This window comes from Klebsiella sp. JN_Kp121, from assembly GCF_040062145.1.
Lineage (GTDB): Bacteria > Pseudomonadota > Gammaproteobacteria > Enterobacterales > Enterobacteriaceae > Klebsiella > Klebsiella aerogenes.
This window is the reverse complement of sequence record NZ_JBEAHX010000006.1, coordinates 60,474-80,920: the sequence shown is the minus strand read 5'-3', so window position 1 is coordinate 80,920 and position 20,447 is coordinate 60,474. Positions and strand designations below refer to the sequence as shown.

Sequence of the window (20,447 nt, the reverse complement as noted above, 5' to 3'; positions counted from 1 at the left end):
GTTCTGCTATTCCGTTGCTCTCAACGGCTCTACAGTAGGGACAGAACAGGCTCCCGCGTCGGGAGTGACGCACAATAAGGATCAACAATGAAGAAACTTGCCATCACCTGTGCATTATTGTCTGGCTTCGTGGTAAGCCAGGTTTGGGCAGACGCTGCCGGCGACTTAAAAAGCCGTCTGGATAAAGTCAGCAGTTTCCATGCCAGCTTCACTCAGAAAGTGACCGACGCAAGCGGTAATGCCGTGCAGGACGGGCAGGGCGATTTGTGGGTGAAGCGCCCGAATCTGTTCAACTGGCATATGACCCAGCCGGATGAAAGTATTCTGGTATCGGATGGGAAAACGCTGTGGTTCTATAATCCGTTTGTGGAGCAGGCAACCGCAACCTGGCTGAAAAACGCGACCAGCAACACGCCGTTCATGCTGATCGCCCGCAACCAGTCAGCGGACTGGCAGCAATACAACATCAAACAAAACGGCGATGATTTTGTGCTGACGCCGAAAAGCGGTAACGGCAACCTCAAGCAGTTCACAATCAATGTGGGCCGTGACGGTACTATCCATCAGTTCAGCGCCGTTGAGCAAGACGACCAGCGCAGCAGCTATCAGCTGAAGTCGCAGCAGAATGGCGCCGTCGACGCATCTAAGTTCACTTTTACGCCGCCGCAAGGGGTGACGGTGGACGATCAACGTAAGTAGAGGCGAATGTGAGCAACTTTTCGCTCGATTTTTCCGATAATGCATTTCAACCTCTGGCCGCCCGTATGCGGCCAGAAAATTTAGCGCAGTACATTGGCCAGCAGCACCTGCTGGCGCCGGGTAAACCGCTGCCGCGGGCGATTGAGGCAGGGCATCTGCACTCGATGATCCTGTGGGGGCCGCCGGGCACCGGTAAAACTACCCTTGCGGAAGTGATCGCTCGCTACGCCAATGCTGATGTCGAGCGTATCTCGGCTGTTACATCTGGCGTCAAAGAGATCCGCGAAGCTATCGAACGTGCGCGGCAAAATCGCAACGCTGGTCGACGCACTATCCTGTTTGTTGATGAAGTGCATCGTTTCAATAAAAGCCAGCAGGATGCCTTTCTGCCGCACATCGAAGACGGCACTATTACTTTTATTGGCGCGACGACCGAAAACCCGTCATTCGAACTTAATTCCGCTTTGCTCTCCCGCGCCCGAGTCTATTTGCTCAAATCACTGACCACGGACGATATCGAGCAGGTGCTCAACCAGGCGATGAGCGATAAAGCGCGAGGCTACGGTGGGCAAGATATTATCCTGCCGGATGAAACCCGCAAAGCGATTGCCGAGCTGGTCAACGGCGATGCGCGCCGGGCGTTGAACACGCTGGAAATGATGGCCGATATGGCTGAAAACGACGATTCAGGCAAGCGAGTGCTGAAAGCGGAACTGCTTACCGAAATTGCCGGCGAGCGTAGCGCGCGTTTTGATAATAAAGGCGACCGTTTTTACGATCTTATATCCGCGTTACATAAGTCCGTGCGCGGTAGCGCGCCGGATGCGGCGCTGTACTGGTACGCACGAATCATTACCGCAGGCGGCGACCCGTTGTATGTCGCTCGCCGTTGTCTGGCTATCGCGTCTGAGGATGTCGGCAACGCCGATCCTCGCGCCATGCAGGTGGCCATTTCCGCGTGGGATTGTTTTACCCGCGTTGGGCCGGCGGAAGGCGAACGGGCTATTGCTCAGGCGATTGTTTATCTGGCCTGCGCGCCGAAGAGTAACGCGGTCTACACCGCCTTTAAGGCTGCGCTGGCCGATGCCCGCGATCGCCCTGATTACGACGTGCCGGTACATTTACGCAATGCGCCGACCAAACTCATGAAAGAAATGGGTTATGGTCAGGAGTACCGCTACGCGCACGATGAACCTAACGCCTACGCCGCTGGCGAGCAGTATTTCCCGCAGGAAATGGCGCAAACGCGCTATTATCAGCCAACAAACAGGGGGCTCGAGGGCAAAATCGCTGAAAAGCTCGCCTGGCTTGCCGAACTGGATCAAAATAGCCAGATAAAACGCTACCGCTAATTGTGGCGTTGCGGTAAGGTTATTACCTATATTTCCGTGGCCGTAGTTTGCGGCCATTTTTCCTATTTAAATTCGATAAGCACAGGATAAGCATGCTCGATCCCAATCTGCTGCGTACCGAGCCAGACGCAGTCGCAGAAAAACTGGCACGCCGGGGCTTTAAGCTGGATGTAGATAAACTGCGCGCTCTTGAAGAGCGTCGTAAAGTTCTGCAGGTTCAAACCGAAAACCTGCAGGCGGAGCGTAACTCCCGATCGAAATCCATTGGCCAGGCGAAAGCGCGCGGGGAAGATATCGAGCCATTACGCCTGGAAGTGAACAAGCTTGGCGAACAGCTGGATGCCGCAAAGTCCGAGCTGGAAACGCTGCTGGCGGAAATTCGCGATATCGCGCTGGCGATCCCGAACATTCCTCACGATGACGTGCCGGTGGGCCGCGACGAAAACGACAACGTTGAAGTCAGCCGCTGGGGGACGCCGCGTCAGTTCGATTTCGAGGTGCGCGACCACGTTACGCTGGGTGAAATGCACGGGGGGCTGGACTTCGCCGCCGCCGTTAAGCTAACCGGTTCCCGTTTCGTGGTGATGAAAGGCCAGCTGGCTCGCCTGCACCGCGCGCTGGCGCAGTTTATGCTGGATCTGCACACCGAACAGCACGGCTATAGCGAGAACTATGTTCCTTACCTGGTGAACCAGGACACGCTGTATGGTACTGGCCAGTTGCCGAAATTCGCCGGCGACCTGTTCCATACTCGTCCGCTGGAAGAAGAAGCTGATAGCAGCAACTATGCGTTGATTCCGACCGCCGAAGTGCCGCTGACCAACCTGGTCCGCGACGAAATCATCGACGAAGACGATCTGCCGATTAAAATGACCGCCCATACTCCGTGCTTCCGTTCTGAAGCGGGTTCGTATGGTCGTGATACCCGCGGTCTGATCCGTATGCACCAGTTCGACAAAGTTGAAATGGTGCAGATCGTACGTCCGGAAGACTCTATGGCGGCGCTGGAAGAGATGACCGGCCACGCTGAGAAGGTTCTGCAACTGCTGGGTCTGCCGTACCGTAAGGTAGCGCTGTGTTCCGGCGATATGGGCTTTAGCGCCTGTAAAACCTATGACCTCGAAGTGTGGGTTCCGGCGCAGGATACCTATCGCGAAATTTCTTCCTGCTCTAACGTCTGGGATTTCCAGGCACGTCGTATGCAGGCGCGTTGCCGCAGCAAGTCCGACAAAAAGACTCGTCTCGTTCATACCCTGAATGGTTCTGGTCTGGCGGTTGGCCGTACGCTGGTTGCGGTAATGGAAAACTATCAGCAGGCCGATGGCCGTATCGAGATCCCGGAAGTTCTGCGCCCGTATATGCGTGGCCTCGAATATATCGGTTAATCTTTACTGCTCTTTCCTTAAAAGCGCCTGTGGGCGCTTTTTTTATATCCTTATTGATACCGGGCAATAATCCATTCAGTGAATCCGGTGATACTCCCTTTGGATTAATACAGCATAAAAAGCCAATAAAATCCGATATATATAAAATTATATAACGATTGTCAGCTTATTGTGAGCAACCAAAGCGAGTATCTATGAAAATCAAAGCCCCCGATGCTTTACTGGCTGCCGAAGTTAGCCGACGTGGTTTAATGAAAACCACGGCGATAGGCGGCCTGGCGATGGCCAGCAACGCATTGACCTTACCCTTCACGCGTATTGCGCACGCCGCTGATACGCTGGCGCCAGCCAGTGAGAAAGTGGTCTGGAGCGCCTGCACAGTAAACTGCGGCAGCCGCTGTCCGCTGCGCATGCACGTGGTTGATGGTGCGATTAAGTACGTAGAAACCGATAATACCGGCGATGATAACTACGACGGTCTGCATCAGGTTCGCGCCTGTCTGCGAGGCCGCTCTATGCGCCGCCGCGTCTATAACCCTGACCGGCTGAAATATCCGATGAAGCGCATCGGCAAACGCGGTGAGGGAAAATTCGAACAAATTAGCTGGGAAGAGGCGTTCGACACTATCGCCAGCAATATGCAGCGTCTGATTAAAGATTATGGCAACGAATCTATCTATCTGAACTACGGAACCGGTACGCTCGGCGGGACTCTGACTCGTTCCTGGCCGCCAGGAAAAACGCTGATTGCTCGTCTGATGAACTGCTGCGGCGGCTATCTCAATCATTATGGCGACTATTCATCGGCGCAGATTGCGGCTGGTTTGAATTACACCTATGGCGGTTGGGCCGATGGCAATAGCCCGTCGGATATCGAAAACAGTCAGTTGGTGGTGCTGTTTGGCAATAACCCTGGCGAAACGCGCATGAGCGGCGGCGGGGTGACTTACTACCTTGAACAGGCGCGGCAGAAATCCAATGCCCGCATGATCATTATCGATCCGCGTTATACCGACACCGGCGCCGGGCGTGAAGATGAATGGATCCCGATTCGTCCGGGAACCGACGCGGCGCTCATTTCAGCGCTGGCGTGGGTGATGATTACTGAAAATCTGGTCGATCAGCCCTTCCTCGATAAATACTGCGTCGGCTACGACGAGAAAACCCTGCCTGCCGATGCGCCGGCGAATGGACATTATAAAGCTTACATCCTTGGTCAGGGTTCCGACGGTATCGCTAAAACGCCGGAGTGGGCATCCACCATTACCGGGATCCCGCGTGAGCGCATTGTGAAGCTGGCTCGCGAGATAGCGACGGCGAAACCGGCGTATATCAGCCAGGGCTGGGGACCTCAGCGTCACGCCAACGGCGAAATCGCCACCCGCGCCATCTCCATGCTCGCCATTCTGACCGGCAACGTAGGGATTAACGGCGGCAATAGCGGCGCGCGTGAAGGTTCATATAGCCTGCCTTTCGAACGTATGCCGACGCTGGAAAATCCGGTTGAGACCAGCATCTCTATGTTTATGTGGACCGATGCGATTGAACGTGGTCCGGAAATGACCGCGCTGCGTGATGGCGTACGCGGCAAAGATAAGCTCGACGTGCCGATCAAGATGATCTGGAACTACGCGGGTAACTGCCTTATCAACCAGCACTCCGAGATCAACCGCACCCACGAAATCCTGCAGGACGATAAGAAGTGCGAAATGATCGTGGTAATCGACTGCCACATGACGTCGTCTGCGAAATACGCCGATATTCTGCTGCCGGACTGTACCGCCTCTGAGCAGATGGACTTCGCGCTGGACGCCTCCTGCGGCAATATGTCCTATGTCATCTTTGCCGACCAGGCGATCAAACCGCGTTTCGAATGCAAAACTATCTATGAGATGACCACCGAGTTGGCGAAACGCATGGGGGTGGCGGAGAAGTTTACCGAAGGCCGCACTCAGGAAGGCTGGATGCGTTATTTGTATGAGCAGTCGCGTAAAGCGATTCCCGAACTTCCGGATTTCGATACTTTCCGCCAGCAGGGCATCTTCAAGCAGCGTGACCCGCAAGGTCATCATGTGGCGTATAAAGCCTTCCGTGACGATCCGCAGGCCAACCCGCTGACCACGCCATCGGGCAAAATCGAAATCTATTCCCAGGAGCTCGCCAAAATCGCCGCGACCTGGGAGCTGCCGGAAGGCGATGTCATCGATCCGCTGCCGATCTACACTCCTGGGTTTGAAAATTACAACGATCCGTTGACTGCTAAATATCCGTTACAGCTGACGGGATTCCACTACAAGTCTCGCGTCCACTCAACTTATGGCAACGTTGATGTCCTGCAGGCAGCCTGCCGTCAGGAGATGTGGATCAATCCGATCGATGCGAAGACGCGCGGCATCGTCAATGGCGATCGCATTCGTATTTTCAACGACCGCGGCGAAGTCCATATCGAAGCGAAAGTGACGCCACGTATGATGCCGGGCGTCGTCGCGCTGGGCGAGGGCGCCTGGTATAACCCGGACGCCTCACGCGTGGATCAGGCCGGCAGCATTAACGTGCTGACCACCCAACGTCCGTCGCCGTTGGCGAAAGGCAACCCATCGCATACCAACCTCGTCCAGGTTGAAAAGCTGTAAGGAGTAACCGATGACAACTCAGTATGGATTTTTTATCGATTCCGCCCGTTGCACCGGTTGCAAAACCTGCGAGCTGGCCTGTAAAGACTACAAGAACCTGACGCCGGACGTCAGCTTCCGTCGTATCTACGAGTATGCCGGCGGCGACTGGCAGGAGGACAACGGCGTCTGGAATCAGAACGTTTTTGCCTACTACCTTTCCATCGCCTGTAACCACTGTGAAGACCCGGCGTGCACCAAGGTCTGTCCGAGCGGGGCGATGCACAAGCGCGAAGATGGTTTTGTGGTGGTCAATGAAGAGGTGTGCATTGGCTGTCGCTACTGCCATATGGCCTGCCCGTATGGCGCGCCGCAGTACAACGCCGCTAAAGGGCATATGACCAAATGCGACGGCTGTCACGAACGCGTCGCACAAGGAAAGAAACCGATTTGCGTCGAGTCCTGCCCGCTGCGGGCGCTGGACTTCGGGCCGATTGCCGAACTGCGTGAAAAGCACGGCCAACTGGCCGCCGTGGCGCCGCTGCCGTCGGCGCACTTCACCAGGCCGAGCATTGTGATAAAACCAAACGCCAACAGCCGTCCGTGCGGCGATACCACCGGCTATCTGGCCAATCCGAAGGAGGTCTAAAATGGGAAATGGATGGCATGAATGGCCGCTGATGATTTTCACGGTCTTCGGTCAATGCGTCGCCGGGGGCTTTATCGTTCTCGCGCTGGCGTTGATGAAGGGCGAACTTTCGCGCGAGCAGCGGCGGCGGGTGATAATGAGCATGTTTGGGCTATGGGTGTTAATGGGGATCGGTTTTATCGCCTCCACCATGCACCTTGGTTCGCCAATGCGCGCGTTTAATTCGCTGAACCGCGTTGGCGCATCCTCGTTAAGCAATGAAATAGCCAGCGGCGCGCTTTTCTTCGCCGTCGGCGGGATTGGCTGGCTGCTGGCGGTGGTAAATAAATTACCGTCCGGGCTGCGTAATCTGTGGCTGGTCGTCACCATGATCCTCGGCGTCATCTTTGTCTGGATGATGATCCGCGTATATAACACTATCGATACCGTACCCACCTGGTACACCATCTGGACACCGCTCAACTTCTTCCTGACCCTGTTTATCGGCGGGCCGCTGTTGGGTTACCTGCTGCTGCGTGTCGCGGGTGTGGACGGTTGGGCGATGCGTTTATTGCCGGTGATCATGCTGGTGGCGTTAGTGATTAGCGTGACCGTCGCGCTGATTCAGGGCAGCGAGTTGGCGACGATCCATAGTTCAATCCAACAGGCCTCGGCGCTGGTGCCGAATTATGGTTCCTTAATGGCATGGCGGACGGTCGCGTTAGTTCTGGCGTTGGTCTGCTGGATTGTACCGCAGCTTAAAGGTTATCAACCCGCATTGCCGCTTCTGGGGTTGGCGTTTGTGCTGGTGCTGGTCGGCGAGATGATTGGCCGCGGCGTATTCTATGGTCTGCATATGACCGTCGGTATGGCTATCGCCAGTTAATAACGTGAAATCACGCCGGAAGCCTATTCCGGCGTGATTAAAAAATGCGGTTGATTCATGAAATTTTTCTACTGATATTCCCACTATAGTTTTCCAATAAATTAATAAAAACAATGGAATAATATAAAGAATAATTCCGTTGCCGTTCCGCTGGATAAAAAACTTCTATCGTTGCCCTGAAAACCGCGTCAGGCCTGAATTCTGGCGGATTGACAATGTTTACAGCAGTGGCATGATGCGCACGAAATCTGAACTTCCTCACGGTTAATACCCATGACCATCTACACTCGCCCAGTGCAAATGTTGCTCTGTGGCCTGCTTCTGTTGACGCTGGCAATCGCGGTTTTAAATACGCTTGTCCCGCTGTGGCTCGCCCATGAAAATATGCCAACCTGGCAGGTTGGGATGGTCGGCTCTTCTTATTTCACCGGTAATCTGGTGGGAACACTATTTGCCGGTTGGGTCATTAAACGTCTGGGGTTTAACCGTAGCTATTATCTGGCGTCATTAATTTTTGCTGTCGGCTGCGTTGGTCTGGGTATCACACTCGGCTTCTGGACATGGCTGAGCTGGCGTTTTATCGCCGGCGTGGGCTGTGCAATGATTTGGGTGGTGGTCGAAAGCGCACTGGTGTGCAGCGGTACTTCCCGCAGCCGCGGTCGACTGCTGGCGGCGTACATGATGGTCTATTACATCGGTACTGTATTGGGCCAACTGATGGTCAGCAAATTACCGACCGATTTAATGAGCGTGCTGCCGTGGGTTACCGGCCTGGCGCTGGCGGCGATCCTGCCGCTGATGTTTACACGTATTATGAGCCAGGCCGACGAGCCGCATGAAACGGTACGTATCTGGCCGATGCTGAAACTGCGTCAGGCACGTCACGGTGTGAATGGCTGCATCATCTCCGGCATCGTGCTTGGTTCACTGTACGGCCTGATGCCGCTGTGGCTAAATCATCAGGGCGTCAGCGATTCGGGTATTGGTTTCTGGATGGCGGTGATGGTTAGCGCAGGCATTCTCGGGCAGTGGCCGGTCGGGCGTCTGGCTGACCGCTATGGCCGCCTGCTGGTGCTGCGCGTACAGGTCTTTGTGGTGATTCTGGGCTGTCTGGCGATGCTGAGCCAGGCGGCAATGGCGCCAGCGCTTTTTGTGCTCGGCGCATCCGGTTTTACTCTGTATCCGGTGGCGATGGCCTGGGCCTGCGAGAAGGTTGAACACCATCAACTGGTGGCGATGAACCAGGCGCTGCTGATGAGCTATACCATCGGCAGCCTGCTGGGGCCGACCCTGACGGCGATGTTGATGCAGAACTTCTCGGATAATCTGCTGTTTATCATGATCGCCAGCGTATCGTTTATCTATCTGCTGACCCTGCTGCGCAAAGCCGGGCATCATCCGACGCCGGTGGCACACGCCTGATATCCTTTAAGCCTCAATGGGGTTACCCCATCGAGGCCTGCTATGGTGAGTATAACAATATCGCTACGGTATTGGGCGTAACTTAGCCGGAACGCGATATTGCTGACCATCATATTGCAGCGTCCAGGATGCTTGCGTCAGAGTGTCTTTCGATGTGCATTCGTCACTGTCGTTCAGCCAGGACGTTGAGGCGGTATTTTTTTCGCTGACTTTTATATCGCTAAAGCCGTGATGTTTTGCGGCGTCTATTGCCAGCGTGCGTTTAATATCATTAAACTCCCCGGCGCAGTTGCCATCCCACTCTCCACCGTTGTCTTGTAGCACAATGCCATCCAGTACCATGCGCAGCTGGCCGCGATCGATGGTGTAAAGCCACAGCGCCTCTTCATACATGGGGTTGACGCGGGAGCTTCCCCTTTTCTGTATACGCACGCCAAATGCGGTCTGCCCTGGGGCTATCTTCCAGCGTGCGGTATCAATTGCAAGGTCGCTGATATAGAACGCGTCATCGTTCATGCGTTCGGGAAGATGTAAACGTTGCTTAACCGCGAGGGTCGCGGTATCAAGCACCAGCAGTTCCAAATTGGCAGTGTGGTCAAAATCACGTTGTTCCAGTTCCATGAGTGGAACGGCAGCCAGCGTAAGCTCTGGATGCGCCGGCCAGATACGACAAATGGCGCTAAAAGGCGATTCATTTTGTGTTTTGATCAGTTGCTTGCCCGGCGTGACGACCCCCTGAGCTGTCGATTGAGCATCGGGCCAGGCCTGCTTGATAATCGCATCAATATTGCAGCTGTCGGCCGCATAAGCGCCTTGGACCATGAATAATATCAGCCCTGAAATCAGTAATCGCATTGCTTCCTTTCCTCTTTTTTCCCTGTGATAAAAGCAAAACGGCTGCCTCACCAGGCAGCCGTTTGATTGAAATTTAGTACATCACTTTATGACCATATTGCTCCAGGATGCCTTTTACCCGCTCCATGGTCTCTTTCTTCGGTGGGTGTACGCCGTCAAGTTTGTACTCTTCGCCCATTGCCACCCATTTGTGTTTACCCAGCTCATGGTAGGGCAGGAGTTCGATTTTCTCGACGTTACCCATATCGCGGGTAAACTCACCCAGACGATGCGCGGAATCGTCATCATCAGACCAGCCGGGAACCACGACGTAGCGGATCCACACGTTAATCCCTTTCTTCGACAGATACTGTGCGAACTCCAGCGTACGATGGTTAGAAACGCCGACCAGGTTCTGGTGGATTTCATCGTTCATCTGCTTAAGGTCAAGCATCACCAGATCGGTGACTTCCAGCAGCTCGTCAATCACCGGATCGTAGCGACGTACGAAGCCGTTGGTATCCAGGCAGGTGTGGATACCTTCTTTTTTACAGGCGCGGAACCAGTCGCGGACAAATTCAGCCTGCAGGATCGCCTCGCCGCCGGAGGCGGTGACGCCACCGCCGGAAGCATTCATAAAGTGGCGATAGGTCACCACTTCTTTCATCAATTCTTCAACGGTGATTTCTTTACCGCCATGGGTATCCCAGGTGTCGCGGTTATGGCAGTAAAGGCAGCGCATCAGGCAGCCCTGGAAGAAGGTAATAAAGCGGATGCCTGGGCCATCGACGGTGCCACAGGATTCAAAGGAGTGAATACGACCAATAGTTGACATTGCGGTGATATCTCCGGGTTCGGCCCTCCAGGGCCTGTGATGCACAGCTCAAACCGGCTGTGTTAAGTCTGTTTTGACAGGTACCCAAAGTATAGATAACTGGCAAAGCAGGCTGCGGCAGGGAATCACGTGTTAAAAAGGCCCCACTGATGTGGGGCCTTTATTGTACGCTTTTTCAGTCAGACAGGGAATTACATGGTCTGAGTGAAGGTACGGGTAATAACATCCTGCTGCTGTTCTTTAGTCAGGGAGTTAAAACGTACTGCGTAGCCAGATACACGGATGGTCAGCTGCGGATATTTTTCCGGGTTTTCCATCGCGTCGAGCAGCATTTCGCGGTTCATGACGTTCACGTTCAGGTGCTGACCACCTTCGATGGACGCTTCGTGGTGGAAGTAACCATCCATCAGGCCCGCCAGGTTGGTCTTACGAACTTCGTCATCTTTACCCAGCGCGTTCGGCACGATAGAGAAGGTGTAAGAGATACCATCTTTAGCGTAAGCAAACGGCAGTTTAGCAACGGAAGTCAGAGAGGCTACAGCGCCTTTCTGGTCACGGCCGTGCATCGGGTTAGCACCTGGTCCGAACGGCGCGCCAGCGCGACGACCATCTGGGGTGTTACCGGTTTTCTTACCATACACGACGTTAGAAGTGATGGTCAGAACGGACTGAGTCGGGATAGCGTTGCGGTAGGTATGCAGTTTCTGAATTTTCTTCATGAAACGTTCAACCAGGTCAACGGCCATGTCATCGACGCGAGCATCGTTGTTACCAAACTGCGGATATTCGCCTTCGATTTCGAAGTCAACAGCCAGACCGTCTTCGTCACGAATCGGTTTAACTTTCGCATATTTGATAGCAGACAGGGAGTCAGCAGCAACGGACAGACCTGCGATACCACACGCCATGGTGCGGATAACGTCACGGTCGTGCAGCGCCATCAGAGAGGCTTCGTAGCTGTACTTGTCGTGCATGTAATGAATGATGTTCAGCGCGGTGACGTACTGTTTAGCCAGCCAGTCCATGAAGTGATCCATGCGCTCCATAACTTCGTCGAAGTTCAGGACGTCGCCTTTGATCGGTTCAGATTTCGGACCAACCTGCATTTTTAGTTTTTCATCAACGCCGCCGTTGATAGCATACAGCATGGTTTTCGCGAGGTTAGCGCGAGCGCCGAAGAACTGCATTTGTTTACCAACAATCATCGGGCTTACGCAGCATGCGATAGCGTAATCGTCGTTGTTGAAGTCCGGGCGCATCAGGTCATCGTTCTCGTACTGCAGAGAAGAGGTATCGATGGATACTTTAGCGGCGAATTTCTTAAAGCTCAGCGGCAGTTTTTCAGACCACAGGATAGTGATGTTCGGCTCCGGAGACGGCCCCATGGTGTACAGGGTGTTCAGGAAGCGGAAGCTGTTTTTGGTTACCAGAGTACGGCCGTCAACGCCCATACCACCGATAGATTCCGTTGCCCAAATCGGGTCGCCGGAGAACAGTTCATCATATTCCGGGGTACGCAGGAAGCGAACCATACGCAGTTTCATGACCAGGTGGTCAACCATTTCCTGCGCGTCTTGCTCGGTGATTTTACCCGCCTGCAGGTCACGTTCGATGTAGATATCCAGGAAGCTGGAAGTACGACCGAAGGACATTGCCGCGCCGTTCTGAGATTTAACGGCGGCCAGGTAACCGAAGTAGGTCCACTGAATAGCTTCCTGAGCGGTAGTCGCCGGACCGGAGATGTCGTAGCCATATTTAGCCGCCATCTCTTTGATCTGACCCAGCGCGCGATGCTGTTCAGCAATTTCTTCACGCAGACGGATGGTTGCTTCCAGATCTTCGCCGCTTTCCAGTTTCGCCTGCAGCGAGTTGAACTGGGCGAATTTGTCCTTCATCAGGAAGTCGATACCGTACAGCGCAACGCGACGATAGTCACCGATGATACGACCACGGCCGTAGGCATCCGGCAGACCGGTCAGCACGCCGGATTTACGGCAGCGCAGGATGTCCGGGGTATATACGTCGAAAACGCCCTGGTTGTGAGTTTTACGGTACTCGGTGAAGATTTTTTTCAGCATCGGGTCCAGTTCGCGATTGTACGCTTTGCAGGAACCTTCAACCATTTTGATACCGCCGAACGGGATAATCGCACGTTTCAGCGGAGCTTCGGTTTGCAGACCAACGATTTTCTCGAGCGCTTTCTCGATGTAGCCCGCGTCGTGAGAAGTGATGGTGGATGCGAGGGAAGTGTCGAAATCAACAGGCGCGTGAGTGCGGTTTTCCTGTTTAACGCCTTCCATTACGCTGTCCCACAGCTTGGTGGTCGCATCAGTTGCGCCAGCCAGGAAGGATTCGTCACCTTCATATGGGGTGTAGTTTTTCTGGATAAAGTCACGTACGTTGACTTCGTTCTGCCAGTCACCTTTCGCAAAACCTTCCCAGGCTGTGGCTAACTTTTCATTAAGCTCGGACATGTAACACCTACCTTCTTAAGTGGATTTTTTATTTACTGCCTGAGACAACCATTAATGATGATCGTCGCCACGCAGGTAAATGACCCAGTATGTCAACCCAACCAACAAACCACCGCCGATGATGTTTCCGATAGTGACTGGAATCAGGTTATCAGTGATGAAGTTCATAACGGTTAAGTGAGAAAAACTCTCCGGAGTTGAACCGATAGCGGTCCAGAATTCCGGGCTTGCAAAGTTGCGAATTACGATACCCATCGGGATCATAAACATATTAGCGATGCTGTGTTCAAAGCCGCTGGCGACAAACATCGCAACCGGCAACACCATGATCATCGCTTTGTCCATCAGGCTGCGGCCGGAGTAACTCATCCAGACAGCCAGACAAACCATCAGGTTCGCCAGGATACCCAGGCAGACGGCTTCAATAAACGTATGGTGCATTTTGTGGTCTGCAGTTTGCAGAACATTTAAGCCCCAGCCGCCGTTGGCCGTCATATACTCGCCGGATAACCACATTAATAATACGAATAGCAGTGCGCCGATGAGGTTTCCAACATAGACGTTAAGCCAGTTTTTTGCCAGCTGACCCCAGGTAATACGCCCGCTGGCTTTCGCCACGACGATCAGTACGGTAGAGGTGAAGAGGTCAGCACCGCAGATAACGCAAAGAATCAGACCTAGTGAGAAGCATACCCCGCCGATAAGTTTGGCAATCCCGAATGGCATTGCGGCAGTACCGGTGGTCGCCGTGATATAAAACACAAAAGCGATGGAGATGAAGACACCGGCGGTAATCGCCAGATAAAACGTCTTCAGCGGATGTTTCGTCGCTTTATAGACACCTGCTTCTTCGGCGACTTTCGCCATCGCGGCAGGGAGTAAAAGATCAAAAGGGTTGTCAGCTTTCACACTAACTCTCTCTTTATATAAGTTGGCGGTGTGATACTAACAAAGCATTATAGAAGGGAATTTGATGTAGATCATATCCTACCGGAGTCATAGGCCCATTTTGCGTGTGGAATTAGCCTGTTATTGCTTTATCTTTTTGATTTTTAATAAAAAACTAAATTTTAATATTTATAAATAATGTTGAAGATTTCCATGAGTGACCATTGATTACGGTTAATTAGAATGGAGTATTTTTATTAAAATTAACAATCTAAATATCACCAAATATTGTTTTTTACTTAAAGTTAACTCATGGGCTACAAAATGGCATGGTTTTGGCTAAAATCATAAGAAAACGGAGCCGCTGTCGGCTCCGTACGTTATTTTTTACCTATAAAGGGTTATTTGGCCCAGAAGGCCGCTTTTGCACGTTGTAGCTTTTCGTAGGCCTTCAGTAAAGATTGATGCGCCGGGAAAGCGTGCAGATCGCTATCGACCGCCTGCAGGCCATAGAACGGCGCTTCGCCGCTCAGAGCGGCGCTCGCGGCTTCTACTGCATCCGCGCCATACATACGGATGAAGGCATTCAGATACTGTAACGGCTGGCGTTCTTCTTCCTGGCTAAGCAGCAGCAACGTTTGCAGGCAACGATAATAGTTGGCGCGCTCAGGGCTGAAGATGGAGGCATTGAATTCCATGGTCCACTCCGTCCAAATCAACGCCTGATCCAGGTCGCCGCCGGCCAACGCCAGCATCGCTTTTAGCTCGCCGATGCGCAGGGTATACCAGCCGTTGTCTTTGCCGGTTGCCAGTCCTAACAGCTCGCGTACACGCGTGAAGTCATCAAGACCTTCGTCGTCCATTTGCTCAATAAGCGCCAGATAATCTTCTTTTTCCCACTCGCTACCCGGCAGGGAGAGAATAGTGTCGCGCAGATGCGCGCCCATGCTGTTGTTTGCAAGCCACAGGTCTTCCGCCGGATAAATATCGGACATCCCTGGAACGATGATTCGGCAGGCATAGACGCTCAGATGTTCGTAGTCTGCGATATAGACTTCTTTATCTTCTGCTTTGAAGATAGCCATCAGGGTGGCGAACTCTTCTTCAGTCGTGCCGGAGAAATTCCAGTCTACAAACGGATAGTCGGCATCCTGTTTGAACATATCCCAGGAGATCAGGCCGCTGGAATCAATGAAGTGAGTTTCCAGGTTGGCGTGCTCGGCGACTTCTTCGTCATCAAAGGTCGGCGGGGTAAAGACGTCGAGGTCTTTCAGGCTGCGGCCCTGTAGCAGTTCGGTGACGGTACGCTCCAGCGCCACGCCGAAATCCGGATGGGCGCCGAAAGAGGCGAAGCAGGTGCCGTTAGCCGGGTTAAACAGAACCACGCAAATAACCGGGTATTTGCCGCCCAATGAGCCATCGTAAGCGAAGATCGGGAAACCTTCAGCTTCAAGTTTAGCGATAGATTCAACGACGCCCGGATAGCGCGCCATTACCTCAGCCGGGATCTCCGGCAGGCTGATACTCTCTGCTATGATACGGTTTTTAATGTGACGCTCAAAGACTTCAGACAAGCCCTGCACGCGCGCTTCATTCGGGGTATTACCCGCTGACATGCCGTTAGAAACGTACAAGTTGCCGACGATATTCATCGGAATATAAACAGTTTCGCCGTCGGATTGACGGGTAAACGGCAGGCCGCAAACGCCGCGCTCGTCATTACCGGATTGCAAATCCACGAGCATGCTGGCGGTCAGCTGATCGTCCGGATCGTAAAAGGCGCGCAGGCGGGCATCCAGCAGGCCTTCCGGTACTTCATCATCTTCGGTCAACGGGAACCACTTTTCGTTCGGATAATGAACAAATGGACCGTTGGCGATGGTTTCGCCTAACCAGAAGTCCGCGAAGAAGTAGTTGGTGGACAGACGTTCGAAATATTCGCCCAGCGCGGAAGCCAGCGCCGCCTTTTTCGTCGCGCCTTTACCATTGGTAAAGCACAGCGCGCACTCTTTATCGCGAATGTGAACGGACCACACGTGTGGTACCGGGTTCAGCCACGAGGCCTCTTCGATATCAAATCCGAGGTCGAGCAGTTTCTGCTGGAAGCGAGCGATGGAATCTTCCAGGGCGGCATCTTTGCCGGGGATAAATGTCTGGGTCATAGCAATTCGTTTATTGTTGGCAGGATGGGCAATGATACGGGTTTTACCGGTAAGTGGCTATGTCGTTAGCCGCGGCAATGGATAAAAAGAGAAGAGCGATAAATGGCATGCGGAGAAACTCCACATGCCATAGCAAGTTACAGGATTGGCGTACAAATGCTAACGATCATAGCGGCGCCAGCAAGACTGGTACCGACGATGCCTGCCGCCATCACTGCGAAGCCTGCCCCCAGCGTAAAGGGCCCGGTAATCGCGCCGATGACAATTGTCGGGATACTGACCAGCAAACCAATTGCTGCCGGAATGGATAACAGGCCAAAGCCGCCGCTCACATCAGACATTTCGTTATAGGTTAATTCACGCATAACTATTCCTTTAAAAGTGATTAATACCAGTCTTCATCGGCTGGCTTAAAAATTTTAATGATCTGGAAATGCAGCGGTAAATGGCGATGCTCTCGCGGAAACATAATTCATGAAGAATTAAGATAATATTCAAGTATTAAATGAGTTGACGGATTGCGCTATGGCGAGATCGTTACCTGTGAATGTAGTGGATAACTATTTATGCCGTGGGTCAAAATCCGGAATGGGTGACGGAACGCAGGCTAAAAAGCGATTCTCTTGCAGCAATTATGTCGGTTTAATGACGTCAAGCTGGTTGATTCTTTTGTGTGACGATGGCCTCATTTATGGGCCGCTTAGTTTTACTCGTTGCGGTGTGTGTCACTGAATGATAAAACCGATAGCCACAGGAATAACTTATGCCCGCGACGGTTCGCGTGCAGACAATATAGCAACGTGGTGAGGGGAAATGGCTCAGGTCTATAACTTTAGTTCGGGCCCGGCAATGCTGCCGGCAGAAGTTCTCAAACTGGCGCAACAGGAACTGTGCGACTGGCACGGTCTGGGGACGTCGGTAATGGAAATCAGCCACCGTGGTAAAGAGTTTATCCAGGTGGCTGAAACGGCAGAACAGGATTTCCGCGATCTGCTTAATATCCCTTCCAACTATAAAGTGTTGTTCTGTCATGGCGGCGGTCGCGGCCAGTTTGCCGGGATCCCGTTAAATCTGCTGGGTGACAAAACGACAGCAGATTATGTGGATGCTGGCTACTGGGCGGCAAGTGCCGTGAAAGAAGCGCAAAAATACTGCACGCCAAACGTTATTGATGCGAAAACCACCGTTGACGGCCTGCGAGCCGTTAAACCGATGAGTGAATGGCAGTTGACGCCGGGCGCGGCTTACCTGCACTTCTGTCCAAATGAAACCATTGATGGTATCGCTATCCACGAAACGCCAAACTTTGGCGATGATGTGGTCGTTACCGCGGATTACTCCTCCAGTATTTTGTCGCATGAAATTGACGTCAGCCGCTATGGCGTGATTTACGCTGGCGCGCAGAAGAATATCGGCCCGGCAGGGTTAACGCTGGTTATCGTGCGTGAAGATCTGCTGGGTAAAGCCAGCGTCGCCTGCCCATCGATCCTTGATTACACCGTGCTGAACGCCAATGATTCAATGTTCAACACGCCGCCGACCTTCGCCTGGTATCTGGCGGGGCTGGTATTTAAATGGCTGAAAGAGCAGGGCGGCGTCGCTGCGATGGATAAAATCAACCAGCAGAAGGCTGAATTGCTGTATGGCGTGATTGATAATAGCGATTTCTATCGTAACGATGTTGCCGCGGCCAACCGCTCGCGGATGAACGTGCCGTTCCAACTGGCGGATAGCGCGCTGGACAAACTGTTCCTTGAAGAATCTTTTGCGGCTGGTCTGCATGCGCTGAAGGGCCACCGCGTGGTGGGCGGTATGCGCGCTTCTATATACAATGCGATGCCGCTGGCCGGCGTCAAGGCGCTTACCGACTTCATGCAGGACTTTGAACGTCGTCGCGGCTAATTGCTGAGCGCTTATTTTCATCCCCGCGGCCGGTCTGCGGGGTTTTTATTCTGTTTTTTTGAGAGTCGAGTTTCATGGAATCCCTGACGTTACAACCCATTGCGCGCGTTGATGGCACCGTAAACCTACCCGGGTCAAAAAGTGTTTCTAACCGCGCTTTGCTGCTGGCGGCATTAGCCCACGGCACCACCGTGCTGACCAATTTGCTGGACAGCGATGATGTTCGCCACATGCTTAATGCGCTTAACGCCCTGGGAGTTCACTATACCCTGTCCGCCGATCGTACTCGCTGTGAAGTCACCGGCAACGGCGGTCCGCTTCAGGCCAGCGGCGCGCTGGAGTTGTTTCTCGGTAATGCTGGTACGGCGATGCGCCCACTGGCGGCGGCGTTGTGCCTCGGCGACAACGATATTGTGCTGACCGGCGAACCGCGAATGAAAGAGCGACCGATAGGCCACCTGGTCGATGCGTTACGCCAGGGGGGCGCGCAAATTGAGTATCTGGAGCAGGAAAACTATCCGCCTCTGCGCCTGCGCGGCGGTTTCAATGGCGGCCAGGTGGAAGTCGATGGCAGCGTCTCCAGCCAGTTCCTTACCGCTTTACTGATGACTGCGCCGCTGGCGCCGCAGGACACGACAATCGCGATTAAAGGCGACCTGGTGTCCAAACCTTACATCGACATCACGCTGCACCTGATGAAAACCTTTGGCGTTGACGTTGAAAACCACAACTACCAGCGCTTTGTCGTACGCGGCAAGCAACAGTATCAGTCGCCGGGCGACTATCTGGTGGAAGGTGATGCTTCTTCAGCCTCTTATTTCCTTGCTGCCGGCGCGATTAAAGGCGGTACGGTAAAAGTGACCGGGATTGGCCGCAATAGCGTTCAGGGCGACATTCGCTTTGCCGATGTGCTGGAAAAAATGGGCGCGACAATTACCTGGGGCGACGATTTCATCGCCTGTACCCGCGGTGAGCTGAATGCTGTCGATATGGATATGAACCATATCCCGGATGCGGCAATGACTATCGCCACTGCGGCGCTATTCGCGAAAGGCACCACGGTGCTACGCAATATTTACAACTGGCGGGTGAAAGAGACCGACCGCCTGTTCGCGATGGCCACTGAACTGCGTAAAGTGGGCGCCGAAGTAGAAGAGGGCGAAGATTATATTCGTATTACGCCGCCTGAGACGCTGAAATTTGCTGAAATCGGTACCTACAACGATCACCGCATGGCGATGTGCTTCTCGCTGGTGGCCTTATCGGCGACGCCGGTCACTATCCTTGATCCGAAATGCACGGCGAAAACGTTCCCGGATTATTTCGAGCAGTTGGCGCGAATTAGTACCCTCGCGTAAAGTCTGTTCTGTCCTTTAAGGTAAAGCTTTGTCATCTTGCGGGCTGGTATTCTGCCAGCCCGCTATAATTGCGCAATTCTTCTACATTTAATTTCTTCTATTCCGTAATTTGCACGCAATGCTCACTTTCTGGCGCATTGATGCGTATAATGCGCGGCGTTTATATTCATGCGCCTTGCTGAAGGAGAAAAAGATGACGGCAAATGTTCCGGTAATCACCATTGATGGACCTGGCGGTGCGGGTAAGGGCACGTTGTGCAAGGCAATGGCGGAAGCGCTTGGCTGGCATCTGCTGGATTCCGGGGCCATTTACCGCGTTCTTGCGCTGGCAGCCTTACATCATCACGTAGACGTCGAGTCAGAAGAGGCGCTGGTTCCGCTGGCAGCTCATCTCGATGTGCGGTTTATTTCTACTGACGGCAACCTGGAAGTGGTGCTGGAAGGCGAGGATGTCAGCGCAGAGATCCGTACCCAGGAAGTGGCCAATACCGCCTCTAAGGTCGCGGCTTTCCCACGTGTACGTGAAGCGCTGCTGCGCCGTCAACGCGCCTTCCGCGAACTGCCTGGCCTGATTGCCGACGGCCGCGATATGGGCACCGTCGTGTTCCCGGATGCGCCGGTTAAAATTTTCCTCGATGCATCGGCGGAAGAACGTGCCCAGCGCCGCCTGCTACAGTTGCAGGAGAAGGGTTTTAGTGTTAACTTTGAACGTCTTTTGTCCGAGATAAAAGAGCGTGACGATCGCGATCGTAATCGTGCTGTGGCGCCGCTTGTCCCGGCCGCTGATGCATTAGTTCTCGATTCCACTGAACTAAGCATTGAGCAAGTAATTGAAAAAGCGCTACAATATGCGCGCGAAAAACTGGCTATCGCTTAACCGTTAACCGGCAAAGCGTCGCAAGCCTCCGAATTATAGCAGTACCCCCGCAGCAACGGAGTGTTAGCGGGTATGTTAAACAACCCCATCCGGCACGGAGCCAGGTGGACGTTAAATATGAAACCTGAAGATT

At 53.4% G+C, this 20,447-nt stretch carries 16 protein-coding genes; 10 read left to right on the top strand and 6 right to left on the bottom strand.

Translation table 11 applies throughout. The features are described from left to right. The first annotated feature begins 87 nt into the window (after positions 1–87). The 7 genes from lolA (at position 88) to ABLU86_RS10600 (ending at position 8,984) form a co-directional block, all read left to right on the top strand. Positions 88–699, top strand: coding sequence for an outer membrane lipoprotein chaperone LolA (lolA, locus tag ABLU86_RS10630; protein WP_015367486.1), 612 nt, complete (start codon positions 88–90; stop codon positions 697–699). Between the two features lie 8 nt (positions 700–707). Continuing rightward, a complete protein-coding gene (gene rarA / locus ABLU86_RS10625; protein ID WP_015367485.1) occupies positions 708–2,051 on the top strand; it encodes a replication-associated recombination protein RarA in 1,344 nt (447 codons plus the stop codon). A gap of 92 nt (positions 2,052–2,143) precedes the next feature. Next, positions 2,144–3,436 carry a serine--tRNA ligase gene (gene serS / locus ABLU86_RS10620; RefSeq protein WP_015367484.1) on the top strand — a complete coding sequence of 431 codons (1,293 nt, stop codon included), beginning with the start codon at positions 2,144–2,146 and terminating at the stop codon, positions 3,434–3,436. Between the two features lie 194 nt (positions 3,437–3,630). After that, positions 3,631–6,069, top strand: a complete 2,439-nt coding sequence (dmsA, locus tag ABLU86_RS10615) for a dimethylsulfoxide reductase subunit A (RefSeq protein ID WP_059444707.1) — start codon at positions 3,631–3,633, stop codon at positions 6,067–6,069. A 10-nt stretch (positions 6,070–6,079) separates the two neighbouring features. After that, positions 6,080–6,697: a DMSO/selenate family reductase complex B subunit gene (locus ABLU86_RS10610; RefSeq protein WP_015367482.1), complete on the top strand. Its 618-nt coding sequence runs from the start codon at positions 6,080–6,082 to the stop codon at positions 6,695–6,697. A 1-nt stretch (position 6,698) separates the two neighbouring features. After that, positions 6,699–7,562 carry a dimethyl sulfoxide reductase anchor subunit family protein gene (locus ABLU86_RS10605; protein ID WP_020079261.1) on the top strand — a complete coding sequence of 288 codons (864 nt, stop codon included), beginning with the start codon at positions 6,699–6,701 and terminating at the stop codon, positions 7,560–7,562. A 273-nt stretch (positions 7,563–7,835) separates the two neighbouring features. Next, positions 7,836–8,984 carry an MFS transporter gene (locus ABLU86_RS10600; RefSeq protein WP_015367480.1) on the top strand — a complete coding sequence of 383 codons (1,149 nt, stop codon included), beginning with the start codon at positions 7,836–7,838 and terminating at the stop codon, positions 8,982–8,984. Between the two features lie 63 nt (positions 8,985–9,047). Here ABLU86_RS10600 and ABLU86_RS10595 read toward each other — a convergent pair whose 3' ends face one another. From ABLU86_RS10595 to ABLU86_RS10570, 6 genes are all read right to left on the bottom strand, one after another. Further along, positions 9,048–9,839: a hypothetical protein gene (locus tag ABLU86_RS10595; protein ID WP_213708180.1), complete on the bottom strand. Its 792-nt coding sequence runs from the start codon at positions 9,837–9,839 to the stop codon at positions 9,048–9,050. Between the two features lie 73 nt (positions 9,840–9,912). After that, positions 9,913–10,653 (bottom strand): pyruvate formate lyase 1-activating protein, encoded by a 741-nt coding sequence (pflA, locus tag ABLU86_RS10590; RefSeq protein ID WP_015367479.1) that lies wholly within the window; start codon positions 10,651–10,653, stop codon positions 9,913–9,915. 191 nt (positions 10,654–10,844) lie between these two features. Further along, the gene (gene pflB / locus ABLU86_RS10585; protein WP_015367478.1) at positions 10,845–13,127 is read right to left on the bottom strand and encodes a formate C-acetyltransferase; all 2,283 of its coding nucleotides are present in this window, start codon (positions 13,125–13,127) and stop codon (positions 10,845–10,847) included. A 51-nt stretch (positions 13,128–13,178) separates the two neighbouring features. After that, positions 13,179–14,036 (bottom strand): formate transporter FocA, encoded by an 858-nt coding sequence (gene focA, locus ABLU86_RS10580; protein WP_015367477.1) that lies wholly within the window; start codon positions 14,034–14,036, stop codon positions 13,179–13,181. Between the two features lie 380 nt (positions 14,037–14,416). Continuing rightward, entirely contained in the window at positions 14,417–16,177 is a 1,761-nt protein-coding gene (ycaO, locus tag ABLU86_RS10575) for a 30S ribosomal protein S12 methylthiotransferase accessory factor YcaO (protein ID WP_015367476.1), read from the bottom strand. Between the two features lie 137 nt (positions 16,178–16,314). Then, the gene (locus ABLU86_RS10570; RefSeq protein WP_015367475.1) at positions 16,315–16,542 is read right to left on the bottom strand and encodes a hypothetical protein; all 228 of its coding nucleotides are present in this window, start codon (positions 16,540–16,542) and stop codon (positions 16,315–16,317) included. Between the two features lie 448 nt (positions 16,543–16,990). On the opposite strand from ABLU86_RS10570, the gene serC reads away from it, so the two are divergent. From serC to cmk, 3 genes are all read left to right on the top strand, one after another. Beyond that, positions 16,991–18,079, top strand: coding sequence for a 3-phosphoserine/phosphohydroxythreonine transaminase (gene serC / locus ABLU86_RS10565; RefSeq protein ID WP_020079259.1), 1,089 nt, complete (start codon positions 16,991–16,993; stop codon positions 18,077–18,079). Between the two features lie 74 nt (positions 18,080–18,153). Then, positions 18,154–19,437 carry a 3-phosphoshikimate 1-carboxyvinyltransferase gene (gene aroA / locus ABLU86_RS10560; RefSeq protein WP_020079258.1) on the top strand — a complete coding sequence of 428 codons (1,284 nt, stop codon included), beginning with the start codon at positions 18,154–18,156 and terminating at the stop codon, positions 19,435–19,437. A gap of 193 nt (positions 19,438–19,630) precedes the next feature. Beyond that, a complete protein-coding gene (gene cmk / locus ABLU86_RS10555; protein ID WP_015367471.1) occupies positions 19,631–20,314 on the top strand; it encodes a (d)CMP kinase in 684 nt (227 codons plus the stop codon). Positions 20,315–20,447 lie beyond the last annotated feature (133 nt).

Coding starts and splice junctions, on each gene's coding strand:
- lolA (WP_015367486.1), top strand. CDS start 88: ATGAAGAAACTTGCCATCACCTGTGCATTATTGTCTGGCTTCGTGGTA.
- serS (WP_015367484.1), top strand. CDS start 2,144: ATGCTCGATCCCAATCTGCTGCGTACCGAGCCAGACGCAGTCGCAGAA.
- dmsA (WP_059444707.1), top strand. CDS start 3,631: ATGAAAATCAAAGCCCCCGATGCTTTACTGGCTGCCGAAGTTAGCCGA.
- ABLU86_RS10610 (WP_015367482.1), top strand. CDS start 6,080: ATGACAACTCAGTATGGATTTTTTATCGATTCCGCCCGTTGCACCGGT.
- ABLU86_RS10605 (WP_020079261.1), top strand. CDS start 6,699: ATGGGAAATGGATGGCATGAATGGCCGCTGATGATTTTCACGGTCTTC.
- ABLU86_RS10600 (WP_015367480.1), top strand. CDS start 7,836: ATGACCATCTACACTCGCCCAGTGCAAATGTTGCTCTGTGGCCTGCTT.
- ABLU86_RS10595 (WP_213708180.1), bottom strand. CDS start 9,839: ATGCGATTACTGATTTCAGGGCTGATATTATTCATGGTCCAAGGCGCT.
- pflA (WP_015367479.1), bottom strand. CDS start 10,653: ATGTCAACTATTGGTCGTATTCACTCCTTTGAATCCTGTGGCACCGTC.
- pflB (WP_015367478.1), bottom strand. CDS start 13,127: ATGTCCGAGCTTAATGAAAAGTTAGCCACAGCCTGGGAAGGTTTTGCG.
- ycaO (WP_015367476.1), bottom strand. CDS start 16,177: ATGACCCAGACATTTATCCCCGGCAAAGATGCCGCCCTGGAAGATTCC.
- ABLU86_RS10570 (WP_015367475.1), bottom strand. CDS start 16,542: ATGCGTGAATTAACCTATAACGAAATGTCTGATGTGAGCGGCGGCTTT.
- serC (WP_020079259.1), top strand. CDS start 16,991: ATGGCTCAGGTCTATAACTTTAGTTCGGGCCCGGCAATGCTGCCGGCA.
- aroA (WP_020079258.1), top strand. CDS start 18,154: ATGGAATCCCTGACGTTACAACCCATTGCGCGCGTTGATGGCACCGTA.
- cmk (WP_015367471.1), top strand. CDS start 19,631: ATGACGGCAAATGTTCCGGTAATCACCATTGATGGACCTGGCGGTGCG.